This window comes from Mesorhizobium sp. M0800 (assembly GCF_040320095.1).
GTDB lineage: Bacteria > Pseudomonadota > Alphaproteobacteria > Rhizobiales > Rhizobiaceae > Mesorhizobium.
In genome coordinates, this window is sequence record NZ_JAMYOZ010000024.1 from 26,289 (window position 1) to 48,208 (window position 21,920).

At 62.4% G+C, this 21,920-nt stretch carries 22 protein-coding genes; 13 read left to right on the top strand and 9 right to left on the bottom strand.

The features are described from left to right. Position 1 precedes the first annotated feature (1 nt). Positions 2–1,186: an LLM class flavin-dependent oxidoreductase gene (locus tag NKI18_RS23740; RefSeq protein WP_352619563.1), complete on the bottom strand. Its 1,185-nt coding sequence runs from the start codon at positions 1,184–1,186 to the stop codon at positions 2–4. Positions 1,187–1,246: 60 nt separating this feature from the next. Further along, entirely contained in the window at positions 1,247–2,857 is a 1,611-nt protein-coding gene (locus NKI18_RS23745) for an ABC transporter substrate-binding protein (protein ID WP_352619564.1), read from the bottom strand. 316 nt (positions 2,858–3,173) lie between these two features. On the opposite strand from NKI18_RS23745, the gene NKI18_RS23750 reads away from it, so the two are divergent. The 10 genes from NKI18_RS23750 to ssuD all read left to right on the top strand — a co-directional run bounded on the left by NKI18_RS23750 (position 3,174) and on the right by ssuD (position 12,990). Beyond that, positions 3,174–4,160, top strand: a complete 987-nt coding sequence (locus NKI18_RS23750; protein ID WP_352619565.1) for an ABC transporter permease — start codon at positions 3,174–3,176, stop codon at positions 4,158–4,160. Continuing rightward, a complete protein-coding gene (locus NKI18_RS23755; RefSeq protein WP_352471358.1) occupies positions 4,160–5,158 on the top strand; it encodes an ABC transporter permease in 999 nt (332 codons plus the stop codon). The genes NKI18_RS23750 and NKI18_RS23755 overlap by 1 nt, the downstream gene beginning before the upstream one ends. Positions 5,159–5,160: 2 nt before the next feature. Beyond that, the gene (locus tag NKI18_RS23760; RefSeq protein ID WP_353020720.1) at positions 5,161–6,159 is read left to right on the top strand and encodes an ABC transporter ATP-binding protein; all 999 of its coding nucleotides are present in this window, start codon (positions 5,161–5,163) and stop codon (positions 6,157–6,159) included. Then, positions 6,137–7,084, top strand: a complete 948-nt coding sequence (locus tag NKI18_RS23765) for an ABC transporter ATP-binding protein (RefSeq protein WP_352619567.1) — start codon at positions 6,137–6,139, stop codon at positions 7,082–7,084. The genes NKI18_RS23760 and NKI18_RS23765 overlap by 23 nt, the downstream gene beginning before the upstream one ends. 20 nt (positions 7,085–7,104) lie before the next feature. Further along, complete coding sequence (locus NKI18_RS23770; RefSeq protein WP_352619568.1) at positions 7,105–8,160, top strand: aldo/keto reductase; 1,056 nt, start codon at positions 7,105–7,107, stop codon at positions 8,158–8,160. 73 nt (positions 8,161–8,233) lie between these two features. Beyond that, the gene (msuE, locus tag NKI18_RS23775; protein WP_352619569.1) at positions 8,234–8,824 is read left to right on the top strand and encodes an FMN reductase; all 591 of its coding nucleotides are present in this window, start codon (positions 8,234–8,236) and stop codon (positions 8,822–8,824) included. A gap of 258 nt (positions 8,825–9,082) precedes the next feature. After that, positions 9,083–10,090 (top strand): taurine ABC transporter substrate-binding protein, encoded by a 1,008-nt coding sequence (gene tauA / locus NKI18_RS23780; RefSeq protein ID WP_352619570.1) that lies wholly within the window; start codon positions 9,083–9,085, stop codon positions 10,088–10,090. A 69-nt stretch (positions 10,091–10,159) separates the two neighbouring features. Then, a complete protein-coding gene (locus NKI18_RS23785; protein ID WP_352619571.1) occupies positions 10,160–10,954 on the top strand; it encodes a taurine ABC transporter ATP-binding protein in 795 nt (264 codons plus the stop codon). Next, the gene (locus NKI18_RS23790) at positions 10,951–11,799 is read left to right on the top strand and encodes an ABC transporter permease subunit (RefSeq protein WP_352619572.1); all 849 of its coding nucleotides are present in this window, start codon (positions 10,951–10,953) and stop codon (positions 11,797–11,799) included. Before NKI18_RS23785 ends, NKI18_RS23790 begins: the two co-directional genes overlap by 4 nt. 42 nt (positions 11,800–11,841) lie before the next feature. Further along, a complete protein-coding gene (gene ssuD / locus NKI18_RS23795) occupies positions 11,842–12,990 on the top strand; it encodes an FMNH2-dependent alkanesulfonate monooxygenase (RefSeq protein ID WP_352619573.1) in 1,149 nt (382 codons plus the stop codon). Between the two features lie 855 nt (positions 12,991–13,845). Here the strand turns inward: ssuD and NKI18_RS23800 are convergent. Beyond that, positions 13,846–14,277, bottom strand: coding sequence for a winged helix-turn-helix transcriptional regulator (locus NKI18_RS23800; RefSeq protein WP_352619574.1), 432 nt, complete (start codon positions 14,275–14,277; stop codon positions 13,846–13,848). Positions 14,278–14,427: 150 nt separating this feature from the next. On the opposite strand from NKI18_RS23800, the gene NKI18_RS23805 reads away from it, so the two are divergent. Then, positions 14,428–15,246, top strand: a complete 819-nt coding sequence (locus NKI18_RS23805; RefSeq protein ID WP_352619575.1) for an antibiotic biosynthesis monooxygenase — start codon at positions 14,428–14,430, stop codon at positions 15,244–15,246. A 149-nt stretch (positions 15,247–15,395) separates the two neighbouring features. Next, positions 15,396–16,133 carry an SDR family NAD(P)-dependent oxidoreductase gene (locus NKI18_RS23810; protein ID WP_352456666.1) on the top strand — a complete coding sequence of 246 codons (738 nt, stop codon included), beginning with the start codon at positions 15,396–15,398 and terminating at the stop codon, positions 16,131–16,133. A 93-nt stretch (positions 16,134–16,226) separates the two neighbouring features. On the opposite strand, the gene NKI18_RS23815 is transcribed toward NKI18_RS23810, so the two are convergent. From NKI18_RS23815 to NKI18_RS23825, 3 genes are all read right to left on the bottom strand, one after another. Further along, entirely contained in the window at positions 16,227–16,433 is a 207-nt protein-coding gene (locus tag NKI18_RS23815; RefSeq protein WP_352619576.1) for a sugar phosphorylase, read from the bottom strand. Positions 16,434–16,615: 182 nt separating this feature from the next. Beyond that, positions 16,616–17,092 (bottom strand): hypothetical protein, encoded by a 477-nt coding sequence (locus NKI18_RS23820; protein ID WP_352619577.1) that lies wholly within the window; start codon positions 17,090–17,092, stop codon positions 16,616–16,618. 208 nt (positions 17,093–17,300) lie between these two features. Further along, entirely contained in the window at positions 17,301–17,906 is a 606-nt protein-coding gene (locus tag NKI18_RS23825) for a hypothetical protein (RefSeq protein WP_502897562.1), read from the bottom strand. 421 nt (positions 17,907–18,327) lie between these two features. Here NKI18_RS23825 and NKI18_RS23830 point away from each other — a divergent pair, with 421 nt between their 5' ends. Then, positions 18,328–18,651, top strand: a complete 324-nt coding sequence (locus NKI18_RS23830) for a hypothetical protein (protein ID WP_352525213.1) — start codon at positions 18,328–18,330, stop codon at positions 18,649–18,651. A gap of 10 nt (positions 18,652–18,661) precedes the next feature. On the opposite strand, the gene NKI18_RS23835 is transcribed toward NKI18_RS23830, so the two are convergent. The 3 genes from NKI18_RS23835 to NKI18_RS23845 all read right to left on the bottom strand — a co-directional run bounded on the left by NKI18_RS23835 (position 18,662) and on the right by NKI18_RS23845 (position 21,865). After that, on the bottom strand, positions 18,662–19,942 hold the full coding sequence (locus tag NKI18_RS23835) for a GNAT family N-acetyltransferase (RefSeq protein WP_353020728.1): 1,281 nt from the start codon (positions 19,940–19,942) through the stop codon (positions 18,662–18,664). Continuing rightward, the gene (locus NKI18_RS23840; protein ID WP_352619579.1) at positions 19,942–21,342 is read right to left on the bottom strand and encodes a lipopolysaccharide biosynthesis protein; all 1,401 of its coding nucleotides are present in this window, start codon (positions 21,340–21,342) and stop codon (positions 19,942–19,944) included. Before NKI18_RS23840 ends, NKI18_RS23835 begins: the two co-directional genes overlap by 1 nt. 217 nt (positions 21,343–21,559) lie before the next feature. Next, positions 21,560–21,865, bottom strand: a complete 306-nt coding sequence (locus NKI18_RS23845; protein WP_353020753.1) for a type IIL restriction-modification enzyme MmeI — start codon at positions 21,863–21,865, stop codon at positions 21,560–21,562. Positions 21,866–21,920 lie beyond the last annotated feature (55 nt).

The following is a 21,920-nucleotide window of genomic DNA, read 5'->3' on the forward strand; positions in this document are numbered from 1 at the left end:
CTCAGGCGTTGCGCAGGCCGGCCTGCTTCATCAGCGGCAGAATGTTCTCGCCGAAGAATTCGAGGTCCGGCTTGAAGTCGAAGAAGGAGAGCTGCAGGCCGTCGATGCCGGAGTCCTTCAACTTGACGAACTGCTCGACGATCTGTTCGGGCGTGCCGATGAGATAGATGTTGCCGCCGACCTTGGCGTAGGGATCGTCGCGGCCCTCGCGTCCTTTCCAGGCCTGGGCATCGCTGTTGAAGGTCTGGAAGCCTTTCGGCGTGCGGCTGTCGGCATGGGCGACGATCTCATCGGCGACCGCCCAGGCCTCCTTCTCGGTCGGCCTGCTGATGACCAGCGGGTTGAGCAGCGTGCGCACGGTGCGGCCGACGCCGAGGGCTGCGTCCTTCACCTTCTTCGTATGCGCCGGCAGCGCTTCCAGCGCGCTGGCGATATCGGAGCCGGCCGGGCTGGTGACGAAGACGATGTCGGAATAACGGCCGGCAAAGGAAATGCCGGCGTCGGAGCCGGTGGCATTGACCAGGATCGGCCGGCCGTAATTCGGCTTGGGCGTGACGAAGCCGCCATTGAGCTTCCAGCTCGATTCTCCGGAGAAAGAGAAATTCTCGTCATCCTGCCACAGCTGCTGCAGCACCTCGACGAATTCGGCGGCGAGTTCGTAGCGGCGGTCGTGCTCGATACGGTTCCAGCCGAACATTTCATGTTCGACGGCGCGATGGCCGGTGACGACGTTGATGCCCCAGCGGCCGCCGGAGATGTGGTCGAGCGTGGCGCCGAATTTCGCCAGATGCAGCGGATGCCAGGGACCGTAGAGAACATGCATGGTCGAAATCAGCATGATCTTCTTGGTAATCGCGGCCATCGCCGCCACGGACACGAAACTGTCCAGCGCCTGGCCGTTGAAGACACCGCCATAACCGCCCTTGGGCAGCCACTGGCTGAGCGCGAAGACGAGGTCAAAGCCAAGCTCCTCGGCCTTCAACGTCAGATCGCGATTGTAGTCGAAGCGCCAGTCGGTCGAGCGCGGCAGCGTCGAGTTGGTCCAGCCACCGGCCTGGATCGGCAGGAACAGCCCGAGCAGCACCGGCTGCTGAAGCGCTTTCGACAGCGGGCTGTCCGGATAGTCGGTCGGCGCCTTGAAGAAGGGCGTGCCGACGATGGAACCAGGCTTGTGGGCGAGCGTCATGGCGAACTTTCTCGGGTGGAGGAAGGGAACCCGTGCGAAGGACCGCGCACGGGTCAGGGCTCAGGCGACGATATGGGCGGTTGCGAGGGAGCCGGCATTGCCCTCGGCGCCCACCGTGTGACCGGCTATGCGCCTGTTGTAGAGGGTGATTTCCGGTTGGCTGACGATGCCGATGTCGGGCAGGTCCTCGACCAGAATCTGCTGGATCGCGGCCCATTGCTCGAAGCGCTTTTCGTGGTCGACCTCGACGGCGGCCGCTTCAAGAAGTTCGTCGACCTTGGCATTTCTGTATTTCGAACCGTTGGAGAACGGCACGCCGGGTTTGAAATTCTTAGACCAGTAGAGGCGCTGTACGCCTACCGTCGGGTCGAACAGATTGCTCATGCCGTTGAAGGTGAAGTCGAAGTCGCGGTCGGTGTAGATGCGCTTGGTGTAGGTGGCGAAATCCTGGCTGCGCACGGTGACCTCGATCCCGACCGCGGCCAATGCCTGCTTGATGTAGTCGGCGCCGCGCTTGTAGGTTTCGCCGCTCGGGACATAGTCGTGGACAAGCTTGAGCCGGGTACCGTTGGCGTCGCGCGGCAAGCCTGCTTCATCGAGCAGTTTATCGGCGGCGGCCGTGTCGACCGGATAGGTCTTCAGGTCGGCGATGAACCACTTCTTCAGATTGGGGTTGATCGGGCCTGGAATGGTTTCGCCATAGCCATAGTTGATCGTCTCGCGGATGACGTTGCGGTCGATGACGTGGGCGAAGGCGCGGCGGACGCGAACATCCTGGAAATAGGCTTTCTCCAGGTTGAACTCGACCCGGCTGATGCCATTGGAATATTGGTAGCCCTGTTTCTCGAAACGGATATGCGGCAGCGTTTCGAAGCGCTGCAAATCGCTGTACGGAATCGGCGTTGCCGGCGCCAGATCGATCTCGCCGGTCTCCAGCGCCAGCGCGCGCGCCGAAGCGTCCGGGATGAAGCGCACGATCAACCGGTCGAGATAGGGGCGCGGTGCGTCCCAGTAGTCAGGGTTGCGTTCGTAGACGATGTGGCTGCCGCGGACCCATTCCTTGAAGACGAAAGGGCCGGTGCCGACCGGCGCGACGTTGACCGGGTTTTCGGCTGCCTTTGTGCCGTCATAGAGGTGCTTCGGCACGATCGGCGTTTCGGCCGCGGCCAAGGCCGTGATCAGGTAAGGCGCCGGCCTCGACAGAACCAGCGTCACGGTCAGTGGATCCGGCGTCTGGATGTCTACAAGGTTGAGGAAGGTGTTGCGGCCGCGCGGATGAACCTCTCTGATCGTGGTGATCGAATAGGCGACGTCGGCGGCGGTGAACGGCTGGCCATCATGCCACTTCACGCCTTCGCGCAGCTTGAAGGTGTATTGCAGCCCATCGTCACTGACTGACCATTGTCTGGCCAGGGATGGGCGCGGCGTGAGATCGAAATCATAGGTCAGCAGGCCCTCGGTGGTCTTGGCCGAGACGTAGACCGAATTGAATGCCGTGTGGGCGATGGTCGTCAGCACAGGCGGCTCAGCCGAGAGCACCAGCGTCGCCGTTCCACCCTGTTTCGGCTCGGCGGCGTAGACGCTGCGCGATGCAGGCAACAGGGTCGCTCCGAGCGCGCCTGCCGAGATGCCGAGGAACATGCGGCGGTTCGGAATGAGGAAATGAGACATCGCGCCCTGGTCCTTTTTTGCTGCCGGCCCCGATCGGCCGATCGTCGGCTCCACCGAGTTGAAAATCCGTTGTTCCAAGAGCGGGCCCGTTTGCGGAAAGATTTGGCCAACCTGCTCTCGCGCTTAAGATTTCATACTTCAAACAGCTAATTTTGTAGCATGAAATAAAATTCTATTCTGCAATGTAACCATTTGCAGGATAAAATTTCTTAAATCAGGTTTGACAATGTCTATAAATCTTGTCAACTAAAAAGCACGGAACTCTCCGGGAAACAGCAAACCCGCATCGTCAGCCACAGCCGGGATAGCGAAAACGATGTCGACCCTGACGCGCATTGGCAGAACCTTCCGGCGCACCGCCATCCAGGCGGTGCCGACCGTTCTGGGCATCGTCATCCTGAACTTCTTCCTGATGCAGCTCGCGCCCGGCGATGCCGCCGATGTTATGGCCGGCGAGGCTGGCTCGGCCACTGTCGAAACGATGGCGGCGCTTCGCCAGCGCTTCGGGCTCGACAATCCGCTTCTCGTCCAACTGTTCAACTATCTCTACAATCTCGCACATTTCAGCCTCGGCTTTTCGCCACGCTACGGCATGCCGGTCGCCGACCTGATCGGCCAGCGGCTGCCCGGCACGCTGGTGCTGATGGCGGTGGCTCTGGCCGTCGCCATTGTGCTCGGCCTCGCCCTTGGATCGGTGATGGCGGTGTTTGCCGGGCGCCTGCCGGATCGTGTGCTCTCCGTTATTTCGCTGCTGTTCTATTCAATCCCGGGTTTCTGGATCGGCTTGATGCTGATCGTGCTGTTTTCGGTCAAGCTCGGCTGGCTGCCGAGCGGCGGCTCGGGAACCATCGGCAGCAACCTGACCGGCCTTGCCGGGCTCTGGGACAGGGCGCGCTACATGATCCTGCCGGCACTGTCGCTGGCGCTGTTCTACGTGGCGATCTATGCGCGGCTGACACGAGCGGCGATGCTGGAGGTCCAGTCGCAGGACTACGTGCGCACCGCCGCAGCCAAGGGCCTGCCGCCGGCCATCATCACCATTCGCCATGTCCTGCGCAACGCGCTGATCCCCATTACCACCATGGCCGGCATGCATGTCGGCGGCATGCTCGGCGGCGCCGTGGTTGTCGAGACTGTCTATTCCTGGCCCGGCCTCGGGCGTCTCGCCTTCGAAGCGGTCATGGGCCGCGATTTCACCGTGCTGCTCGGCATCCTTCTGTTGTCGTCGCTGCTGGTCATCATCGCCAACGCGACCGTCGATCTTCTGCACGCCTGGCTCGATCCCCGCATCGGAGTACGCTGATGGCTTCCACCGATTTCGCCGCGGGCGATGCCCGTTCCCGCCGTCTCCATGCCGATGCCCGCGGGCCCGCGGCACCGCCTGAACCCGAGGCAAAGAGCTGGAGCAATCTCCACGCGCCCGACGCACGCTCCGCTTCGGCAGCGTCGGTGCCGATAGCCGCTGGCGGGCGTGCGCTGAAGGTTTTCCTGCGCAATCCCAACGCCATGTTCGGCGTGGTGTTCCTGTCGTTGGTCGTGCTGGCCGCACTGCTGGCACCAGTCCTCTATCCGGCCGATCCGCTATCGATGGTGGCGCGGCCCTTCCTGTGGCCGGGCCAGAACCCAGCCTTCCCACTGGGCACGGACTCCATGGGCCGCGATGTGCTTTCCGGCATTCTGCATGGCGCGCGGATTTCGCTGTTCGTCGGCCTGGTGGCGACCGCGCTCGGCCTCAGCTTCGGCATCCTGGTCGGCGCCGCCGCCGGCTACTTCGGCGGCTGGATCGACGACCTGCTGGTGCGCCTGATCGAGATCTTTCAGACCATACCGAGCTTCGTGCTTCTGGTCGTCATGGTGGCGATCGCGCAGCCGACCGCGCCTGTCGTGACAGTGGCGATTGCCGTCATCACCTGGCCGACGGTGGCGCGGTTGACCCGCGCCGAATTCCGGGCCATCCGCGAGAAGGATTTCGTCATGGCCGCCCGCAGCCTCGGCTACGGCCATGTCCGCATTATCTTCCGCGAGATCCTGCCCAATGCGCTGCCGCCGTTGATCGTGACCTCGTCGGTGATGGTGGCGACCGCGATCCTGATGGAATCGGCGCTGTCCTTCATGGGCCTCGGCGATCCCAACGTCGTCAGCTGGGGCTCGATGATCGGAGCGGGCAGGGAATTGATCCGCACCGCTTGGTATCTGACAGCGCTGCCGGGACTTGCGATCGTCTTTACCGTGCTGGCGCTGAACCTGATCGGTGACGGCCTCAACGACGCGCTCAACCCGCGCTTCTCACAGGAGCGATAGAGATGGCCGCTCCTTTGCTCAGGATCGACAATCTGACGGTTCGCTTCCCGACCGCCGAGCCGGTCAGCCGGCTGAGCTTCGAGGTCGGTGAGGGCGAGACGCTGGCGATCGTTGGTGAATCAGGCTCCGGCAAGTCGCTGACCGCGCTCGCCCTGATGCAGCTTCTGCCGCGCTCGGCGAAAATCCCCAATGGCAGGATCGAATTCGCCGGCAAGGACCTGCTCGGTCTCGACCAGAAGGCTATGCGGAGCCTGCGCGGACGCGAGATCGCCATGATCTTCCAGGAGCCGATGACGTCGCTCAATCCGGTGCTGACCATCGGCCGGCAGATCACCGAGGTGCTGACGCTGCACGAAGGCATACGCGGCAAGGCAGCGCGGAACCGTGCCATCGAGCTTCTCAATCTGGTTCGCATTCCCGATCCGCAGCGGCGCATCGACGACTATCCGCACCAGCTTTCCGGCGGCATGCGCCAGCGCGTCATGATTGCCATCGCCGTTGCCTGCCGACCGCGCCTGCTGATTGCCGACGAACCGACGACGGCGCTCGACGTGACCATCCAGGCGCAGGTGCTCGACCTGCTCGATACGCTGCGCCGCGAACTATCGATGGCTGTCGTGCTCATCACCCACGATCTTGGTGTCGTCGCACAATGGGCCGACAAGGTCGTCGTCATGTATGCCGGCCGCAAGGTTGAACAGGCGCTGCCGGACGCACTGTTCAGAACACCCTTTCACCCCTATACGCGCGGCCTGCTGGCCGCTTCGCCAAGGCTGAAGACCAATCTCCACTACCGCGACGCCAGGCTGACGGAGATTCCCGGCAGCATCGTCTCGGCCGCCGGCGAAAAGGGCTGCCCGTTCCGGCCGCGCTGCGCGGTGGCGCGCGACAGTTGTGCCCATTTCGTACCCGCCCTCGTCGAGGTGAGCGAGGATCGTCTAGTCGCCTGCCCCTACAGCTTCATTCCGGAGGTTGCGCATGGCGCTGCTCTCGGTCTCTGACCTTTCCACCCATTTCCACGCCCAGGGCGGCGCGCTGCGCGCCGTCGATGGCGTATCCCTCGAAGTCGGACGCGGCGAGACGGTTGGTCTCGTCGGCGAAAGCGGTTGCGGAAAATCGACGCTAGGCAAGACCATCATGCGGCTGGTCGACCCGACTAGCGGCAGGATCGAGTTCAACGGTACCGACATCACCGTTCTCGACGCCCGCCGGCTGAAGGCGGCACGCCGCAACATCCAGATGATTTTTCAGGATCCGTTCGCGTCGCTTAATCCGCGCCACATGATCGGCGACATCCTGACAGCACCACTGAAGGTCCATGGCGTTGGCAACAAGGCCGAGCGGCGGAAAATTGTCGAGGACATAGTCCAGCGTGTAGGATTACCTGTAGATGCTCTCGGCCGCTACCCGCATGAATTTTCCGGCGGCCAGCGCCAGCGCATCGGCATTGCCCGCGCGCTCATCCTCAATCCGGAACTGGTCGTCTGCGACGAGCCGGTGTCGGCGCTCGATCTCTCGATCCAGGCGCAGATCCTCAACCTGCTGGTCGACATGAAGCGGCAACTCGGGCTGTCCTATCTGTTCATCTCGCACGATCTGTCGGTCGTCCGCTATTTCGCCGACCGGGTGCTGGTTATGTATCTCGGACGCATTGTCGAAAGCGCCGACAATGCGACGCTGTGGACCTCGCCCCAGCATCCCTACACGCGCGCGCTGATGGATGCCGTGCCGGACCCGTCGCGGCGCCGCCAGGCCGCGCCGATCCATGGCGATCTGCCGAGCCCGCAGAACATCCCGAACGGTTGCCGCTTTCACACGCGCTGCCCGCTGGCGACGGATCTATGCCGTTCGCAGGAGCCGGCATTCCGGGCGATCTCGCCCGGACACCACGTCGCCTGCCACTACGCCGAACCAACCCTCAATTGAAAGTTCAACGGAGCAGAAAAATGTCCGATTACCGCTATCTTGGCCGCAGCGCCCTGAAGGTTTCGCCGCTCAGCCTGGGCACGATGATGTTCGGCGGGCCGACCGAGGAGACGGTCGCGCATCGCATCATCGACAAGGCGCGCGAGCAAGGCATCAACTTCATTGACACCGCCGACGTCTACCACAACGGCAAGTCCGAGGAAGTCGTCGGTCGCGGCATCAAGGCGACGCGCGATCATTGGGTCGTGGCGACCAAGTTCGTCAACTCGCATGACAAGGGGCCTAATCTCGGCGGCCATTCGCGCAAATGGGTGATCCAGACGGTCGAGAACAGCCTGCGGCGCCTGGGAACAGACTATATCGACCTGTTCTACTTCCACCGCGCCGTCTTCGATGCGCCGCTGGAAGAGCCGGTGCGGGCGATCGCCGACCTGATCCGCCAGGGCAAGCTGCGCTATTTCGGCGTCTCCAACTTTCGTGGCTGGCGCATCGCCGAAGTCGCGCATCTGGCCGATGAACTCGGCATCGACCGGCCGGTGGCCAGCCAGCCGCTCTATAACATCGTCAACCGCACCGCCGAGGCCGAACAGCTGCCGGCGGCCGCCTATTACGGTCTTGGCGTCGTCTCCTACAGCCCGCTGGCGCGCGGCGTGCTGACCGGCAAATACGAGCCGAACCAGGCGCCTGCCGCCGACACGCGGGCCGGCCGTGGCGACAAGCGCATCGCCGAGACCGAGTGGCGCCCGGAATCGATCGAGATCGCCAGGCAGATCGCGGCGCACGCAAAGTCACGCGGCATCTCGGCCGCCGATTTCGCGCTGGCCTGGGTGTTGAACAACCGGCTGATCACGGCGGCGATCGCCGGCCCGCGCACCGAGGAACAGTGGGACAGCTATGCGAAGGCGCTGGACTTCAGGCTGAGCGCCGAGGACGAGGCCTTTGTCGACCGCCTCGTCACCGCCGGCCATGCCTCAACGCATGGGTTCAATGATCCGAGCCATCCGGTCGAAGGCCGCGTGCCGCGTTCGGAGCCGGCCGCGCCGATCCCGCTGACACGGCCTCTGCGCGCCGCCTGACGGTCGCCGACGAAATGGCGGGGCCGGCGGCCCCGCCCGCGTTTCCCATTGCTTTGGACAGATGAGAGAGCCCATGAATTTCCACGTCGAACGGCTGCGCCAGAACATCGTCGTGCTTTCGGGCAACACCCACAGGCCGTCGAAGTCGCGGACGCTGGCGCATCATCTCGGCGAGGCGCTGCGCGAAAGATTGTCTGTCACAGTAAATTTCCTCGATCTTGTCGATGCCGGCCGTGGTCTGGGTGCTGCGTTTACGCGAAGGGAATTGACGCCGGAGGCGCTGAATGTGGTAAACGCGGTCGAACAGGCCGACGCGCTGATCGTCACGACGCCGGTCTACAACGGCTCCTATGCTGGCCTGTTCAAGCATCTGTTCGACCTCATCGATCCACTGGCGCTCGTCGACCGGCCGGTCCTGATCGGCGCGACGGGTGGTGGCCAGCGCCACGCGCTGGTAGTCGAACATCAGCTTCGCCCGCTGTTTGGCTTTTACTCCGCCCTGACGGTGCCGAGCGCCGTCTATGGCAGTGACAGCGACTTTGCCGACGGCAAGCTCGTAGATTCGCTGGTTCTGGCGCGGGCCGGGCAGGCCGTGGATCAATTCGTTGCCCTGCTTTCACCGCGCCAGCCGAAGAGCCAACCGGTCCGGGCGGCTTCGGCCTGACGGATAAAGTGCCAAGGCAAGTGCCTGATAGGCGATATGTAGCCAAGGCGCGGCCCGTAAGCACTCCGCATTTTGCGCCTGAATAATCCCGCGGGCGACAGCGTGCCGTCTAAATCCGAATTCTTTTTTAAGCGCGAGCTGATTTTAAGAATTCTATTGCTATCTAAGTCTATAATATCAGTGGACGTTAATCCAACGCTCTTTGAATAGGGCGGGCAGTCGAGGGGTTTGCCCTCTGTTCAAAAGGATTAAGGCTCCATGCGAAAACTTATTTCCGCCGCCCTTGTCGGGCTTGCCATAGCGGCCACATCCGCTGCAGCGCATGCCGACGACAAGAAAGTCGTCATCGCCTACCAGACCGGGGCCAATCCCTACAATCTCGGCATTGCCAACGGCGATCTTGCCAAGAAAACCGGCTGGAACATCGAATACCGCCGCTTCAATTCCGGTGCTGACATCTTTGCTGCCATCGCATCCGGCGACGTCCAGATCGGCGATGTCGGATCAAGCCCGTTCGCCGCAGCCGTCAGCAGGGGCATCGACGTGAAGGCCTTCTACATCTCCTCGGTCTCCCGTGACGGAGAAGCCCTGGTGGTGCGGCCCGATGTCAAGTCGCCGGCCGACCTGCGGGGCAAGAAGCTCGCGGCCGCGCCGGTATCGACGGATCATTACCAGCTTCTCGCCGTCCTCAAGCAGGAAGGCATTTCGGAGAAGGAAACCCAGGTCATCGCCATTCCGCAGCCCGAAATCGTCGCTGCCTGGAAGCGCGGCGACATTGACGGGGCCTTCGTCTGGGATCCGGCACTCTCTGAACTCAAAAAGGACGGCAAGGTTCTGCTCACAGCCGGCCAGGTCGCCGACCGTGGCGCGCCGACCTTCAGCGCGCTGGTCGTGACCGGCGAGTTCGCCAAGGCCAATCCCGACTTCCTCGGCCAGTATGTCCGGCTGATCGACGGCTACAACACGGCCTACCTGAGCAACCCGGCCGCATGGGGACCGGACTCAGAGAGCGCCAAGCTGATCGCCAAATTGCAGGGCGGCACGGCGGCCGAGAATTCGGAGCAGTTGAAGACAACAGTGGTTCCGCCGCTCGACGAGCAGATGTCCGACAAATGGCTGGGCGGTGGTGAGAAGAGCGCCGTTGCGAAAATCCTCAAGGACACTGCGGGCTTCCTGGAGGACCAGCACAAGATCACCGCCATCAAGGACAGCTACGCCGCGTTCGCCGATCCGGAATACGCAGGCGCTGCCAAGGCCTCGAACTAGAAATCACCTGACGACATTCAGGTTCCGGCTGGCGGAATTCTCGCCAGCCAGACTGCTTGGAGGCCCACCATGCTTCGAATCCGCGATGCCAGCGTGACCTTTCCGGCCTCGGATGGCCAGGACGTGCACGCGCTTGATCACGTCTCGCTCGATATCGCTCCAGATTCCATCGTTGTCGCGGTTGGTGCTTCCGGATGCGGCAAGTCGACATTGCTCAACGCGATCGCCGGCTTCCTGCCGCTCACCGAAGGCACGATCACACTGGACGGAAAAGAAATTGTCGCGCCCGGCGGCGATCGTGGCGTCGTCTTCCAGAAAGATACCTTGCTGCCCTGGGCCAATGTGCTGGACAATGTCGCTCTCGGCCTGAAATACCGGGGCGTGCGGCGCGGCGAACGCCATGAGCGATCGAGGCGTCTGCTGGAACTGGTCGGGCTCGCCGATTTCGCCGAAAAGCCGCCCTATGAACTGTCCGGCGGCATGCGCCAGCGAGTCGGCATCGCGCGGGCGCTGGCCACCGATCCGAAGATCCTGCTGATGGACGAGCCGTTCGGCGCCCTCGACAGCCTGACGCGCGAGACGATGCAGCAGCTTCTGGCCTCGGTCTGGGCCAAGACCGGCAAGCAGATCCTGTTCATTACCCATTCGATCGAGGAAGCCCTCACGCTCGGCACCACCATCGTTGTGATGTCGCCTCGACCAGGCCGCATCGTTGCCCGGTTCGACGCCGACTTCGTTCGCGACTTCGCTGAGAGCGGCGACATCGGGCCGATCCAGTCCCACCGGCGTTTCATCGAACTGCGCCAGGAAATCCGCTCGCTGATCCACCAGCCGGAAGGCGCCCGCACAGGAACCTTGCAATGACGCTCGCCGCCAATTCCGGAACCTCTTTTTCGTCCTCGATAGCTCAGCGCGCGCCGTCTCCCAAGACGCGCCGGTCCGCTTCGACAAGCACGCTCGGCATCAGCCTGGTCACGCTGGCGTCGCTCATCGCCTTGTGGTTTTTGACCACGCGCTTCGGCTGGGCGTCGCCGCTGTTCCTGCCGTCGCCCGCCGAGGTACTGACCCAGTTCAGCGCCGTCTGGGCCGATGGGTATGCCAACGGTACGCTCCTCGAGCACACACTCGCCAGCCTCGGCCGCATCGCCGCGGCGCTCGGTGTCGGCATTTTCCTGGGCATTCCGCTCGGCCTGCTGATGGGACTCAATCGGTGGGTCAAGGGCATCTTCAGCGTTCCGATCGATCTCTACTGGGGTCTGCCGCCTTTGGCCTACCTGCCGCTGCTGATCATCTGGCTGGGCATCGGCGAAACTTCCAAGATCGTGCTCCTGTCGCTGTCGACCTTCGCCCCGATCTGTTTTGCCGCACAGGCCGGCGTCCGGTCGGTGCCGGCCGAACGCATCAATGCCGCGCTGTCGCTCGGTGCGAGCCGGCTGCAACTTTTCACCAGCATCATCCTGCCGTCCGCGTTGCCGGAAATCATGACCGGCCTGAAGATTGCCATCGGCGCCGGATTGTCCACGCTCGTAGCGGCCGAGCTGATCGCGGCCCAGTCGGGCCTTGGCTACATGATCATGTCGGCGGCCAATTTCCTCGCCACCGACGTCGTCTTCGTCGGCCTCATCGTCATCGCCATCCTTGCCTTCGCCTTTACTAGCGGCATGCGCTGGCTGGAGCATCGCCTCATCCCCTGGAAGGGCAAGATCTGACGCTTGCCTAGACATTCCGCAATCGCTGAAGGAAACAATCCGATGTCCAGCAACACCCGTCCGCTTGACCTCTACTGGTATCTGCCGACCCATGGCGATGGACCGTATCTCGGCACGGACGAGCGGCACCGCCCGGCAACCTTCGGCTATCTCAGGGAGATCGCCCAGGCTGCGGACCGGCTTGGCTTCAAGGGTGTGCTCCTGCCGACAGGAACGCGTTGTGAAGACGCCTGGATCGTAGCGGCCGGGCTGATCCCGCTCACCGAACGGCTGAAGTTCCTCGTGGCACTTCGGCCGGGCAGCGGAACACCGGCGCTGTTTGCGCGTCATGCGGCCACTCTGGACCGCATTTCCGGTGGTCGTGTCCTGCTCAATGTCGTCACTGGAGCCGACCCGGCCGATCTCGCCGGCGACGGCAACAAGCTCAGTCATGACGAGCGCTATGCACAGACCGACGAGTTCCTGACGATCTGGCGGCGAATCCTTTCGGGTGAGCCGGCGGATTTCGACGGCAAATATCTTTCCGCCCACGGCACCGACATTTCCTTCCCGCCGGTTCAGCGGCCGCATCCGCCACTCTGGTTCGGCGGCTCTTCCGACGCCGGCATCGCGATCGCCGCCAAGCACGTGGACACCTATCTGAGCTGGGGTGAACCGGTGGACCAGCTTGCCGAAAAGATCGCCCGCGTCAGGGAAGCCGCAGTGGCGCAAGGCCGCATGATGCGCTTCGGGCTTCGCATTCATCTGATCGTACGCGAAACGGAGGATGAGGCCTGGGCAGCCGCCGACCGGCTGATCAGCCACGTCACCGATGACCTGATCGCCGAAGCCCAGAACGGATTTGTCCACATCTCGGAATCCGTTGGCCAAAAGCGCATGTCGGCGCTGCATCAAGGTCGACGCGACCGGCTGGTCGTCGGCCCGAATCTATGGGCGGGACCGGGGCTGGTGCGTGGCGGTGCGGGAACGGCCTTGGTCGGCAATCCCGACAATGTTGCCGCGCGCATTCGCGAGTATCAGGAGATCGGCATCGAAACCATCATCGCGTCCGGCTATCCGCATCTGGAAGAGGCGTTCAACGTCGCTGAATTGCTTTTCCCCAAACTCGGCCTGAGTGGCGAAGCCGCACCCCAGGAGCGCAGCCGGGACGTCGAGTTCGGACGCCCCAAAGTCGCAGCGTCCGCTTCGTGACGTCCTGCCGACAGAGTCGGCCAGAGCGATGTCATGTCGCTTCGCGACGGCGATCGGAGCGAGGCTGCGGCCAGGTCCAATGACACGGCTTTCGGGAAGTCGACCGAGAGCAAGGAGCGTCCTAGCTAACGCTTGTCGCGTCTGAGGGGCCGGGCGCCGCCGGTATGTGGCACGCCCGCCCGTTCGAGGATGCGCTTCCACCCCAGGTAATAAGTGTGCTTTGACATCGGCAGGTTTGGATCGAAGATCGAAGGGCAAACGAATGGAGAGACCTCGACATTGATTTCAGGTGCAGGATGGGTGCAGCCAGAAATCAAACCGTGGCGTATGTCCGGTTAGGTATGGATGATTGGACTGGCCGAAAAAGCTAGTGGCAACAATCGGTTATCGTACAATTGGATACCGCCGGATAAAGTTAGGATAAGGCATATCCGGCCTCTCAAAATCGAGTTCCGCAAGGAGTGCTGGTTCGATCCCGGCTAGGGGCACCATTTTTAAATTCCCACCCACTTCTTATTGAACCTAATGGCGTGGGTGGGATCGTCCACGACGCCCTCGACGGCCACCGAATGGTTGCGTCTTGCCTGTTGCCGCAAGCTGCCCAAGCTTCCGCTGAACGGTGCGCGGACCAGCCCCAAGCGCAATCTGGCGTTCCTCACCGCACGCGATCAGGCGTGCCACGGTCCCGCAAAAAGACGTTGCCGCAAAGTCGATCGACATGTTTCCTCCCGCGAACTACCCACCAGACCCGGCCCACAGATGCAACCTCGGGAGGTGAGATATGCGGTAACATTATGGCACGATGCGAAACAGCTTCGTCTTGGATCGTGCTGCGGGCCGGACCCGCCGCCGTGCCTAGCGCAGGGCCGCCACGACGTCGGCGAAGTCGGCCCGCTTGCCATTGCCGGCGCGACGCAATTGCACCTCGACCGGCTTGCCGTCGGATTGGTCGCAGTAGAAGATGGGTCCGGGCCGCACCCATTTGTCGCCCCACTCGGTCAGCGCGATAATGACCGTTTTGAATTCCAGCCCCTTCCGGGTCAGGACGTAGTCGGCCTGCTCGCCGGCGGCACCCGGGCGATGGTCCATCAGGCCGGCCTCGACGAAATCCTCGAGGCGCTTGGCCAGGATGTTGGTGGCGATCCCCAGGCTCTTCTGGAATTGCGAAAAGCGCGTGCAGCCGCCGAATATCGCGTCGCGCAGGATCAACAGGCTCCAGCGCTCGCCGACCAGCTCCAGGGCGCGTGAGGCCGAGCAGTTTTGTTTTTCATAGAGACGACCAAGCATGGTGTGAACATACCCTATTGACTTGCATCATGCAAGTATGCATCATGCTTGCATGATGCAAGCGACAGAGGTCGAGAGGGTGTCGCTCCACTTCATCGCCCGAGATTTCGGGTGTCCATCAACCAATCAGATCCAGACAGGAGATATGTTATGAAAAAGGAAGAAGATTACACGACGTCATTCGTCGTTAAGCAAAGCCCCGAAGAGGTTTTTGCCGCGGTTGTCAATCCGCGAGCCTGGTGGTCGGAAGATATAGATGGCGACACCAATAAGCTCGGTGCGATATTCTACTATCATTTCAAGGATATCCACCGCGGCACATTCAAGGTCACGGAGCTTGTGCCTGGCAAGAAGGTCGTCTGGCACGTCGTCCAGAACTACTTCAACTTCGTCAAGGATGCGACCGAGTGGACCGGCACGGACGTGGTCTTCGAGATCGCGCCGACTGATAAGGGGACCGAACTGCGTTTCACCCATGTCGGGCTGAAGCCGAGTGAAGAATGCTACGATGTCTGCCATGACTCGTGGCGCTTCTATGTCGCGAGTCTCCGCGACCTGATTTCGACGGGCAAGGGGCAACCCAACAAGGGCGAAGAGAACGCCAACCCAACGGTTGTGCCGCAAAACGAGGACCTCGGCGCCGTCGAGCGCAAGGCGGCAGGCGATGGCGCCGGGATGATCGTCATGACGACGGCAGCGGCGAAGCCCGGCATCGAAAGCAAGGTGCGGAATGCCCTGCGGGACGTGGCGGGGGCGGCCCGCAAGCAAAGCGGGTGCATCGACTATAGCGTCTTTCGCTCGGAGGCAGAGCCCCACGTTACCATCTGCGTCGAGCGCTGGGCATCGAAGCAGGAGCGCGACGCTTTTCTACGCTCGGCGGACGCGAAGAATTTCGTTTCGGCCATAACCGGCGCCTTCCTGGAGCGGCCTTCGCCGATCTCCTACACGACGTTGGAAGTCGGGTCCTAATTGCAAGGTTCGCCTGGTCACGGCGCCGGCTGCCCTGGAGCAATGCAACGGGGGAGGCGGCGTCCAAGCGTGGGAACAGAAAACCATAGCCTACTTGCATGATGCAAGAACGAATGGGTTGCATTTATGCAAGAGGAGGAGAGATCGCCGTGCCGAAATCGATGGAAGTCACAAACAAAGCCGTTCTCGTGACCGGGGCCAATCGCGGCCTCGGCAAGGCGCTGGTCGAGGAAATATTGAGGCGGGGTGCCAAGCGCGTCTATGCCGGCGCGCGCAAACCGCTCGCCCACGCGGATCGGCGCGTCACGCCGCTGATCCTGGACGTGACCGATGCGGTGCAGATTGGGGCGGCTGTCGAGCGGATCGGGTCTCTCGATATCCTCATCAACAACGCCGGCATCGGGCTCTACGACGATCTTGGCGATCGTGCTGCGCTCGAGCGACACCTCGCCGTCAACCTGCTCGGCGTGCATGGCGTAACCCACGCATTCCTGCCGCTGCTCACGCATTCGCGCGGCGCCGTGGTCAACATCCTGTCGGAAGCGGCTCTCGTTCCCTTCCCGATTATTCCGTCTTACTCACTATCGAAGGCCGCCGCGTTTTCCATGACGCAATCGCTGCGTGCTCTCGCCGGCGCTCGTGGCGTGAGCGTTCATGCAGTCCTGTCCGGTCCCATAGACACCGACATGAGCAGAGACGCCGATATACCGAAGAGCTCCGCGGAGAGCGTCGCGAAAGGCATCCTGGACGGCATGGCGCGAGGGGAAGAGGAAATCTTCCCTGATCCAAAATCGGCATCCATGGCCGAGAGCTGGCGCGGCAGCGCGTTCAAAGCGCTCGAACGCCAAATGGCGGCTTTTGTCCAAGCCATGCCCACCAAGCCATAGGCGACTGGCCATCGATAGGCTGCCAGCATTTGCAATTCAGCGCCCCACAGTGGAGCGGAACGTCATGCTGTTGAACGCAACCTTCCCCGGTTTTCACCAGCGGATCACGATGACTTTGTCGGTCCCGTTGGCGAGTTCGACAGCTTCGGTGCCATCCGGTTTGCGGCTTTGGATTCTGGCGCTCCCGACAGCTTCAACGCCAACAACGTTGACTGCAAAGGCTTCATCGATTTCGGCGGCACAGACCAAGGTGTCCGGCGGCAGGTCCTTTACTTGATCCAACAACTCGCGAAGCTTCATGGTCGAATCTCCTTGGCGATAGCAGGAATGAGCAGCACGCTTTCGCCGCACATTCGGAACCATGTCCCTTGAGAAAGGTTCCCGATGAGGTGGAGATGCCGCAGAATGGGACGAGCGCGGCGATCCGCCCGTCGCGATGATGTGAACGCGCCGTGCGAAGCATCTGTCTCAAATCCCTGTCCCTAATGCTGCCGGCGCAATCCCTTGTTGATCATGCCGCCCATCGCTAGACCGACCGCCATCACCGCAAAAGTCGCCGCGATAGATCGCTTCGGCAGCACCGTCTCCCAACCTGGCGTCAACCGCTTCGGCACGAAGCCATAATCTGTCGCCGCGGCAATGGCCGCTGCCGCCAACGCATCGCGAAATATCAGAAGCGACGGACGCGGCGGCCTCGAGGCGAGCCATAGTTCGAAAAGGAATGCCCAGAAGATGGAGGAAGCGTGATGCGTGCCATAGCCGACGAGCGTGTGCGCCACGTCACCGCGCCGCACGGACGCGGCCTGTTCGCCGTAGAGCCAGTGGCTGGTCGCATTCGTGGGCTGCAGGGCGCCTTTGCCTTCCCGCCTGGCAAGCAGGGCCAATGCAGCTGTCGTGGCGAAGCTGACGATCGTACCCGAAACGGCTGCGGACAATCCTGTCTGGATCAGACTTTTCACTTGGTCCTCCGTCGTTTCGCGGTCGGCTCCTTGGAACGCCTTTGTGAATTCGCGGCAGTGTCGTGTGATTGCCAAAACGGCAAAACGAGTCCGAAGTTCCGGGCACGGACTTTTGGTTGGACGTTATCCCAGAAGCGTCCTCCGGGATAACGCCTTTGAGGTCCGGCTGCCTTTCCTCGCAAGCTACGGATCGTACCCTGAGCCGCTATTACATCGGCCCCGGCACCATCTTGGTCGGCTGCTCAGGCATCGGAAACGGATAGTTGTCGCATTTCACGTCCGGGTTCGTCGGGCTGAACATTCCGAGCGGGTTGTCCTTGAACAGCCAGGCGTGAAGGTCGTAGTGGTGGAATTCCTTCGGGATGAGCGGGTAATGCCCCTCCATCGGCCCCTGGAATGTCTGGCCGAAGAGCTTCGGCGGCTCCTTTGTGTCCGGCGTCAAGGGCACGAGCCATTCCGCGCCGACCAGGCGCAATTCGCCGCCGACCGGCTCATAGATCAGCACATTGGGGCGTGTCGGATCCGCGGTCGGGCCGACAGTCGTGACGTTGACGAAATGGATGCCCATCGCGCCCTTCGGGTAGTCCATCGCCCCCTCTACCTTTTCGCCGCTGTAGAAGACGCATCCTACCGTCGATAGATAAAGCTCGCGAATGGCAACCTTGTAGTCTTCATACCTGGACAGCGATTTACGCAGGGCATCGATCTCGGCTTTGTCGGGTTCGGCCGCCCGAGGAGTGGCGGCGTTCAGACACGCGCCAATGAGACCTGCCAAGGTGAGGATACCGACACGCCTGAGGTGAGTTGTTTTCATCATGCATTCCTCCCAGATTTTTTTCTTCTGGCCGTGCAGGACCGAGGCGGCAGTGATGCTGGACGCGCGGCCGTAATTGATCGCCTCATCCCGGTTGGGACTGCGTCGATGCTAATCCTTTCCGCTGATCGGGAGAATTAACCCTGACGACCTACGCCCAAGCAGGCCCAGCCCATGGCGCGGGAAGACCCCAGACGGACAGAAACCAGAACAGGTGGGCCTCGGCGTTATTTTGCTGGACATTGATTTGGCCGCAGCCGGGAAGCAGCATTGCCTACGCCTCGAAAGGGTATTGGGAAACGCCCGCTTCACTATATTAGTGTACGCTAATGATATATGATTGCCGCAAGTGTCATTGGCGTTTGGAGCCGTTCGGGTGCACGCGGTCGGAAAACGATGGATGGAGGCCAGCTTGGCAGGCGTGATCGCCACGGCTGCAGCACTTGGGAGTGTTTCGGCATTTGCGCATAGTTCCGATGGCGGTTGGACCTATCCACCGGCCTGCTGTCACGGCGATCCGCTGACAGGAGAGTGCGGCAAGATTCCCAGCATAACCGTCACACCGCGGCCAGATGGCTATGTGATCGTTTTGCGGCCAGGCGACCACCAGAAGGTCACTCATCAGGACCGATATTTTGTCCCCTACGATAGCGTAATTCCGTCCGGCGACGACAATTTTCACATCTGCCTTCATCCGACCGAAGAACACGAAAACTGCTTCTTCGCGCCGGCAGACGCGATTTAGGCGAATACTCCTACCGGCGGCGCAGCAGGCTCCTCATCCGGTTGCGCAGCAGGCGCGCCATGTTGCGGGTTTCGCGGTAGAGGTGAAGCTGCGACGCCGCCTGGCGGGCGGGGCGGTCGGCGTCCGGCGTCAGCCCGATCACCAGCGTGCCCATCGGCTTGCGTTCGCTCCACAGCCGGCTCATCACCGGATGGTCGGGCACGGCGCAGGAATCGGTCATCATGATGTTGGGGTCGTCGAGATGCTGCCTGGTCACCTCGATCATCAGCAGCGTGCCCGGCGAATAGGCGGCGAGCGTCTCGTCATAGGCGGTCTTCCAGGTGTAGGCGACGCCGGCCTCGACGAAGACGACCAGGCAGGCGATGGTGCGGCCGTCGAGCGTCAGCGAATGGATGCGGCAGAGATCCTGCTCGGCCAGCCGGTGCACCGCTTCGCGGGCGAAGGCGGCGCGGTAGCGGTCGATGGCCATGGCGGTGCGCTCGCGGCCTTTCCAGCCAGCGGCCTCCAGCGTCAGGAAACTTTCGATGGCATGGCGGATCTCGTCCGGCCCGCGCGCCACGACATGCTCCAGCCGGCCGAGGTCGGCGAGGCGGCGCTTCAGGCGGCGGAACTCGCGATAATGGTGCGCGCGCAGCGAAGCTTTCAGATATTCCTCGCCGTCGAGCTCGCTTTCGAGCACCGGGCGGTCGGCCTTGCCGGTGGTGACCAGCGTCAGGCCGCGCGTTTCGGCGACGCTGGCGAGCAGGCTGGCCACCGGGCCGTCCAGCTTTATGTCGGGCAGCACGAAGACTTTCGGCAGCTTGAGATGCGGCCGCGACAGCATCGAGAAGAAATCCTCGATCACGCCGATCGGATCGTCGCGGTCGACCAGCGGCGTGCCGATCGGGCCGAACGGGCTCGACCAGGTGCGCATGACTGCAACCCCGAGCGGCACCGCCGGCCGCTCGACCGAGAACGGCACCAGCAGGCGCAGCCGGTTGCGATACTGGTCGCCGTCGCGGATGACGGCCAGCCGCACCTCGCGATCCTCCAGCCTGGGCATGGCCGGCGCCAGGAAGCGCGGATTGAAGAAGACGTTGGGCTCGATCGTGCGGGTGCAGAGATAGTCGAGCTCCTCGACCAGGTCGAAACCGGCCGAGGCCGGATAGATGGCAAGCTTGCGCTCGGGCCGGTTGTTGGCAAGGATCTCGACATGGGCGGGATCGGCTTCGCGGGCAAGCCCGGCAAGGCCGGACACCATGGCGCCGGCCGGGCCGCCGCTGGTTTCCTCGAGCAAGGGGACGGCAGCCATCAGGCGGCTCCTTTGGCGGGCACGAAAATGGCCATGACGATGCCGAGCTTGCGCCAGACCGTGAAGGACAGCGCGCCGGCCTCGAAGATCATGGCGAAGACGGTGGCCATCGCCGCGCCCCACAGACCGAAGAGCGGGATCAGCACGACGCTAAGCGCGATGTTGAAGGCCAGCGTCATGGCATAGACAGCGGCACAGATATTCTGGTTGCCGCTCATGGTGAGCAGGCTTTCGCAAGGGCCGACGGCGGCCCGCGCGACGACGCCGAACACCAGCAGGAACAGCAGCGGATAGCCGGCGGAAAATTCCGGGCCGAACAGGGTCAGCATCGGCTCGCCCAGGGCCAGCACGAGCAGCGCCATCGCCAGCGACGGCCAGAAGGTCCACGAAACGGTTTCGCGGGCAAAGGCGGCGAGCTTTTGCGGCTCGCCATGTGTGAATTGCGCATAGCGCTGCGCAACGCCGGCCTTGACCGCGAAATAGACGAAATGCACCAGCGCCAGCGTCTTGACTGTGGCGAAATAGACGGCGACGTCGTTGGGATCGAGATAGGCGCCGACCATCAGCACGTCGGCATTGGTGAGCAGGAAGAAGAAGCTCTCGACCAGGAAGATCGGCAGCGAGACGATGAACCATTGGCCGAAATGCAATTTCATCGGCCCGGCCGGAATCCTTTTGTCGATGCGCGACGTCACGCCGATAAGCTGACCGAGCGTCGTGGCGTAGGTAGCGGCGATCGCGGCGAAGATCGCCGTTCTGGCGTCCGGCGCATAGCCCGCCAGCAGCATCAGCGCCATGAACGCCAGGATCAGCAGCGGCCGCACCAGAAAGGTCGGCGACAGCGCAAACAGCGCCCAGGAATTGGCCCGCGCCAGCCCTTGCAGAAGGTCGGACATGGCGATCATCGGCAGGCAGATGATGCCGAGGATGAACGGCACGACATAGTAGTTTTCGATATAGGCCGACAGCAGCCAGACGCCGAGCGCGCCGAGGCCGGCGATCAGCGTCGAGGCAACCAGCACGAACAGCCGGCTGGCCCGCACGATGCCGCGCAATTCGGCCAGCATGCCGCGCTCGCGATATTCCGGGATGAAGCGGATGACGGAGGTGTGGAAGCCGAGGCAGGCGAGATTGCCGACGATGACCATCGTCACCCACACGAGCACGAAAATGCCGTATTCGAACGAGTCCATCCAGCGCGCCATCAAAACCTGGCTGACGAAGGCGATGACGGCGCTGACGATGCGGACCGAAAAGGCGATCAGCGACATGCGGCCGGCCTCGCCGCGCGCGCCGGCGCTGAACAGGACGGCATCGATCAGGCCAAGCAGCGGCCTGATGCGCAGCGCAAGGCGCTGCGGCAGGAACCGCCCGGCTGTCGTCGCCGCGGAAAAGCGCACCCAATACTCTCCGTTTTCCGCCAATTTACAGGGGTTGGGTGTAGCGGAGACACATTAAGAAACGGTTGGGTGGGGAGACCTTCGCCCCGTCTCCATACGGGGAGAAGGTGCCGGCAGGCGGATGAGGGGCGGCGCGGGCTTTCGAAAATTTGCGCCGCCGCTTGCCGTGCTCTGTCTTTGCAAAGAGCAAAGGAAACGCGAAGGGCGCAGCGCCTCTCTATCGGCGGGCCTTGGACTCGGCAGTGGCTGCGCGTTTCTTTCTCACCGTTGCCTTTGCGGCGGCCTCGATTGGAGCAACCATCTTTTCATAAAGGCCGAAGAGATGCTCGGCCCGCTCGCGTTCTGAAGCAAAAGGCGCTTTGCGATAAAGCCGGTCGACGGCGAGGTCTAGTGCCTGATGTGCTTTACGAAGTTTTGGCGGCATCAGATCGGGATCGTAGAGATCGGCGAGTGTAGAACTGGAAAAAATTATCCGGGTGTCAAGGATGTCCTGCGCCAATTCTGAGATTTTTTGCTCTTGCATCGTGGTTATCTCAGGCCAGGGAAAAGTGTTATATGTGTACAAAGCCGAGTAGCGA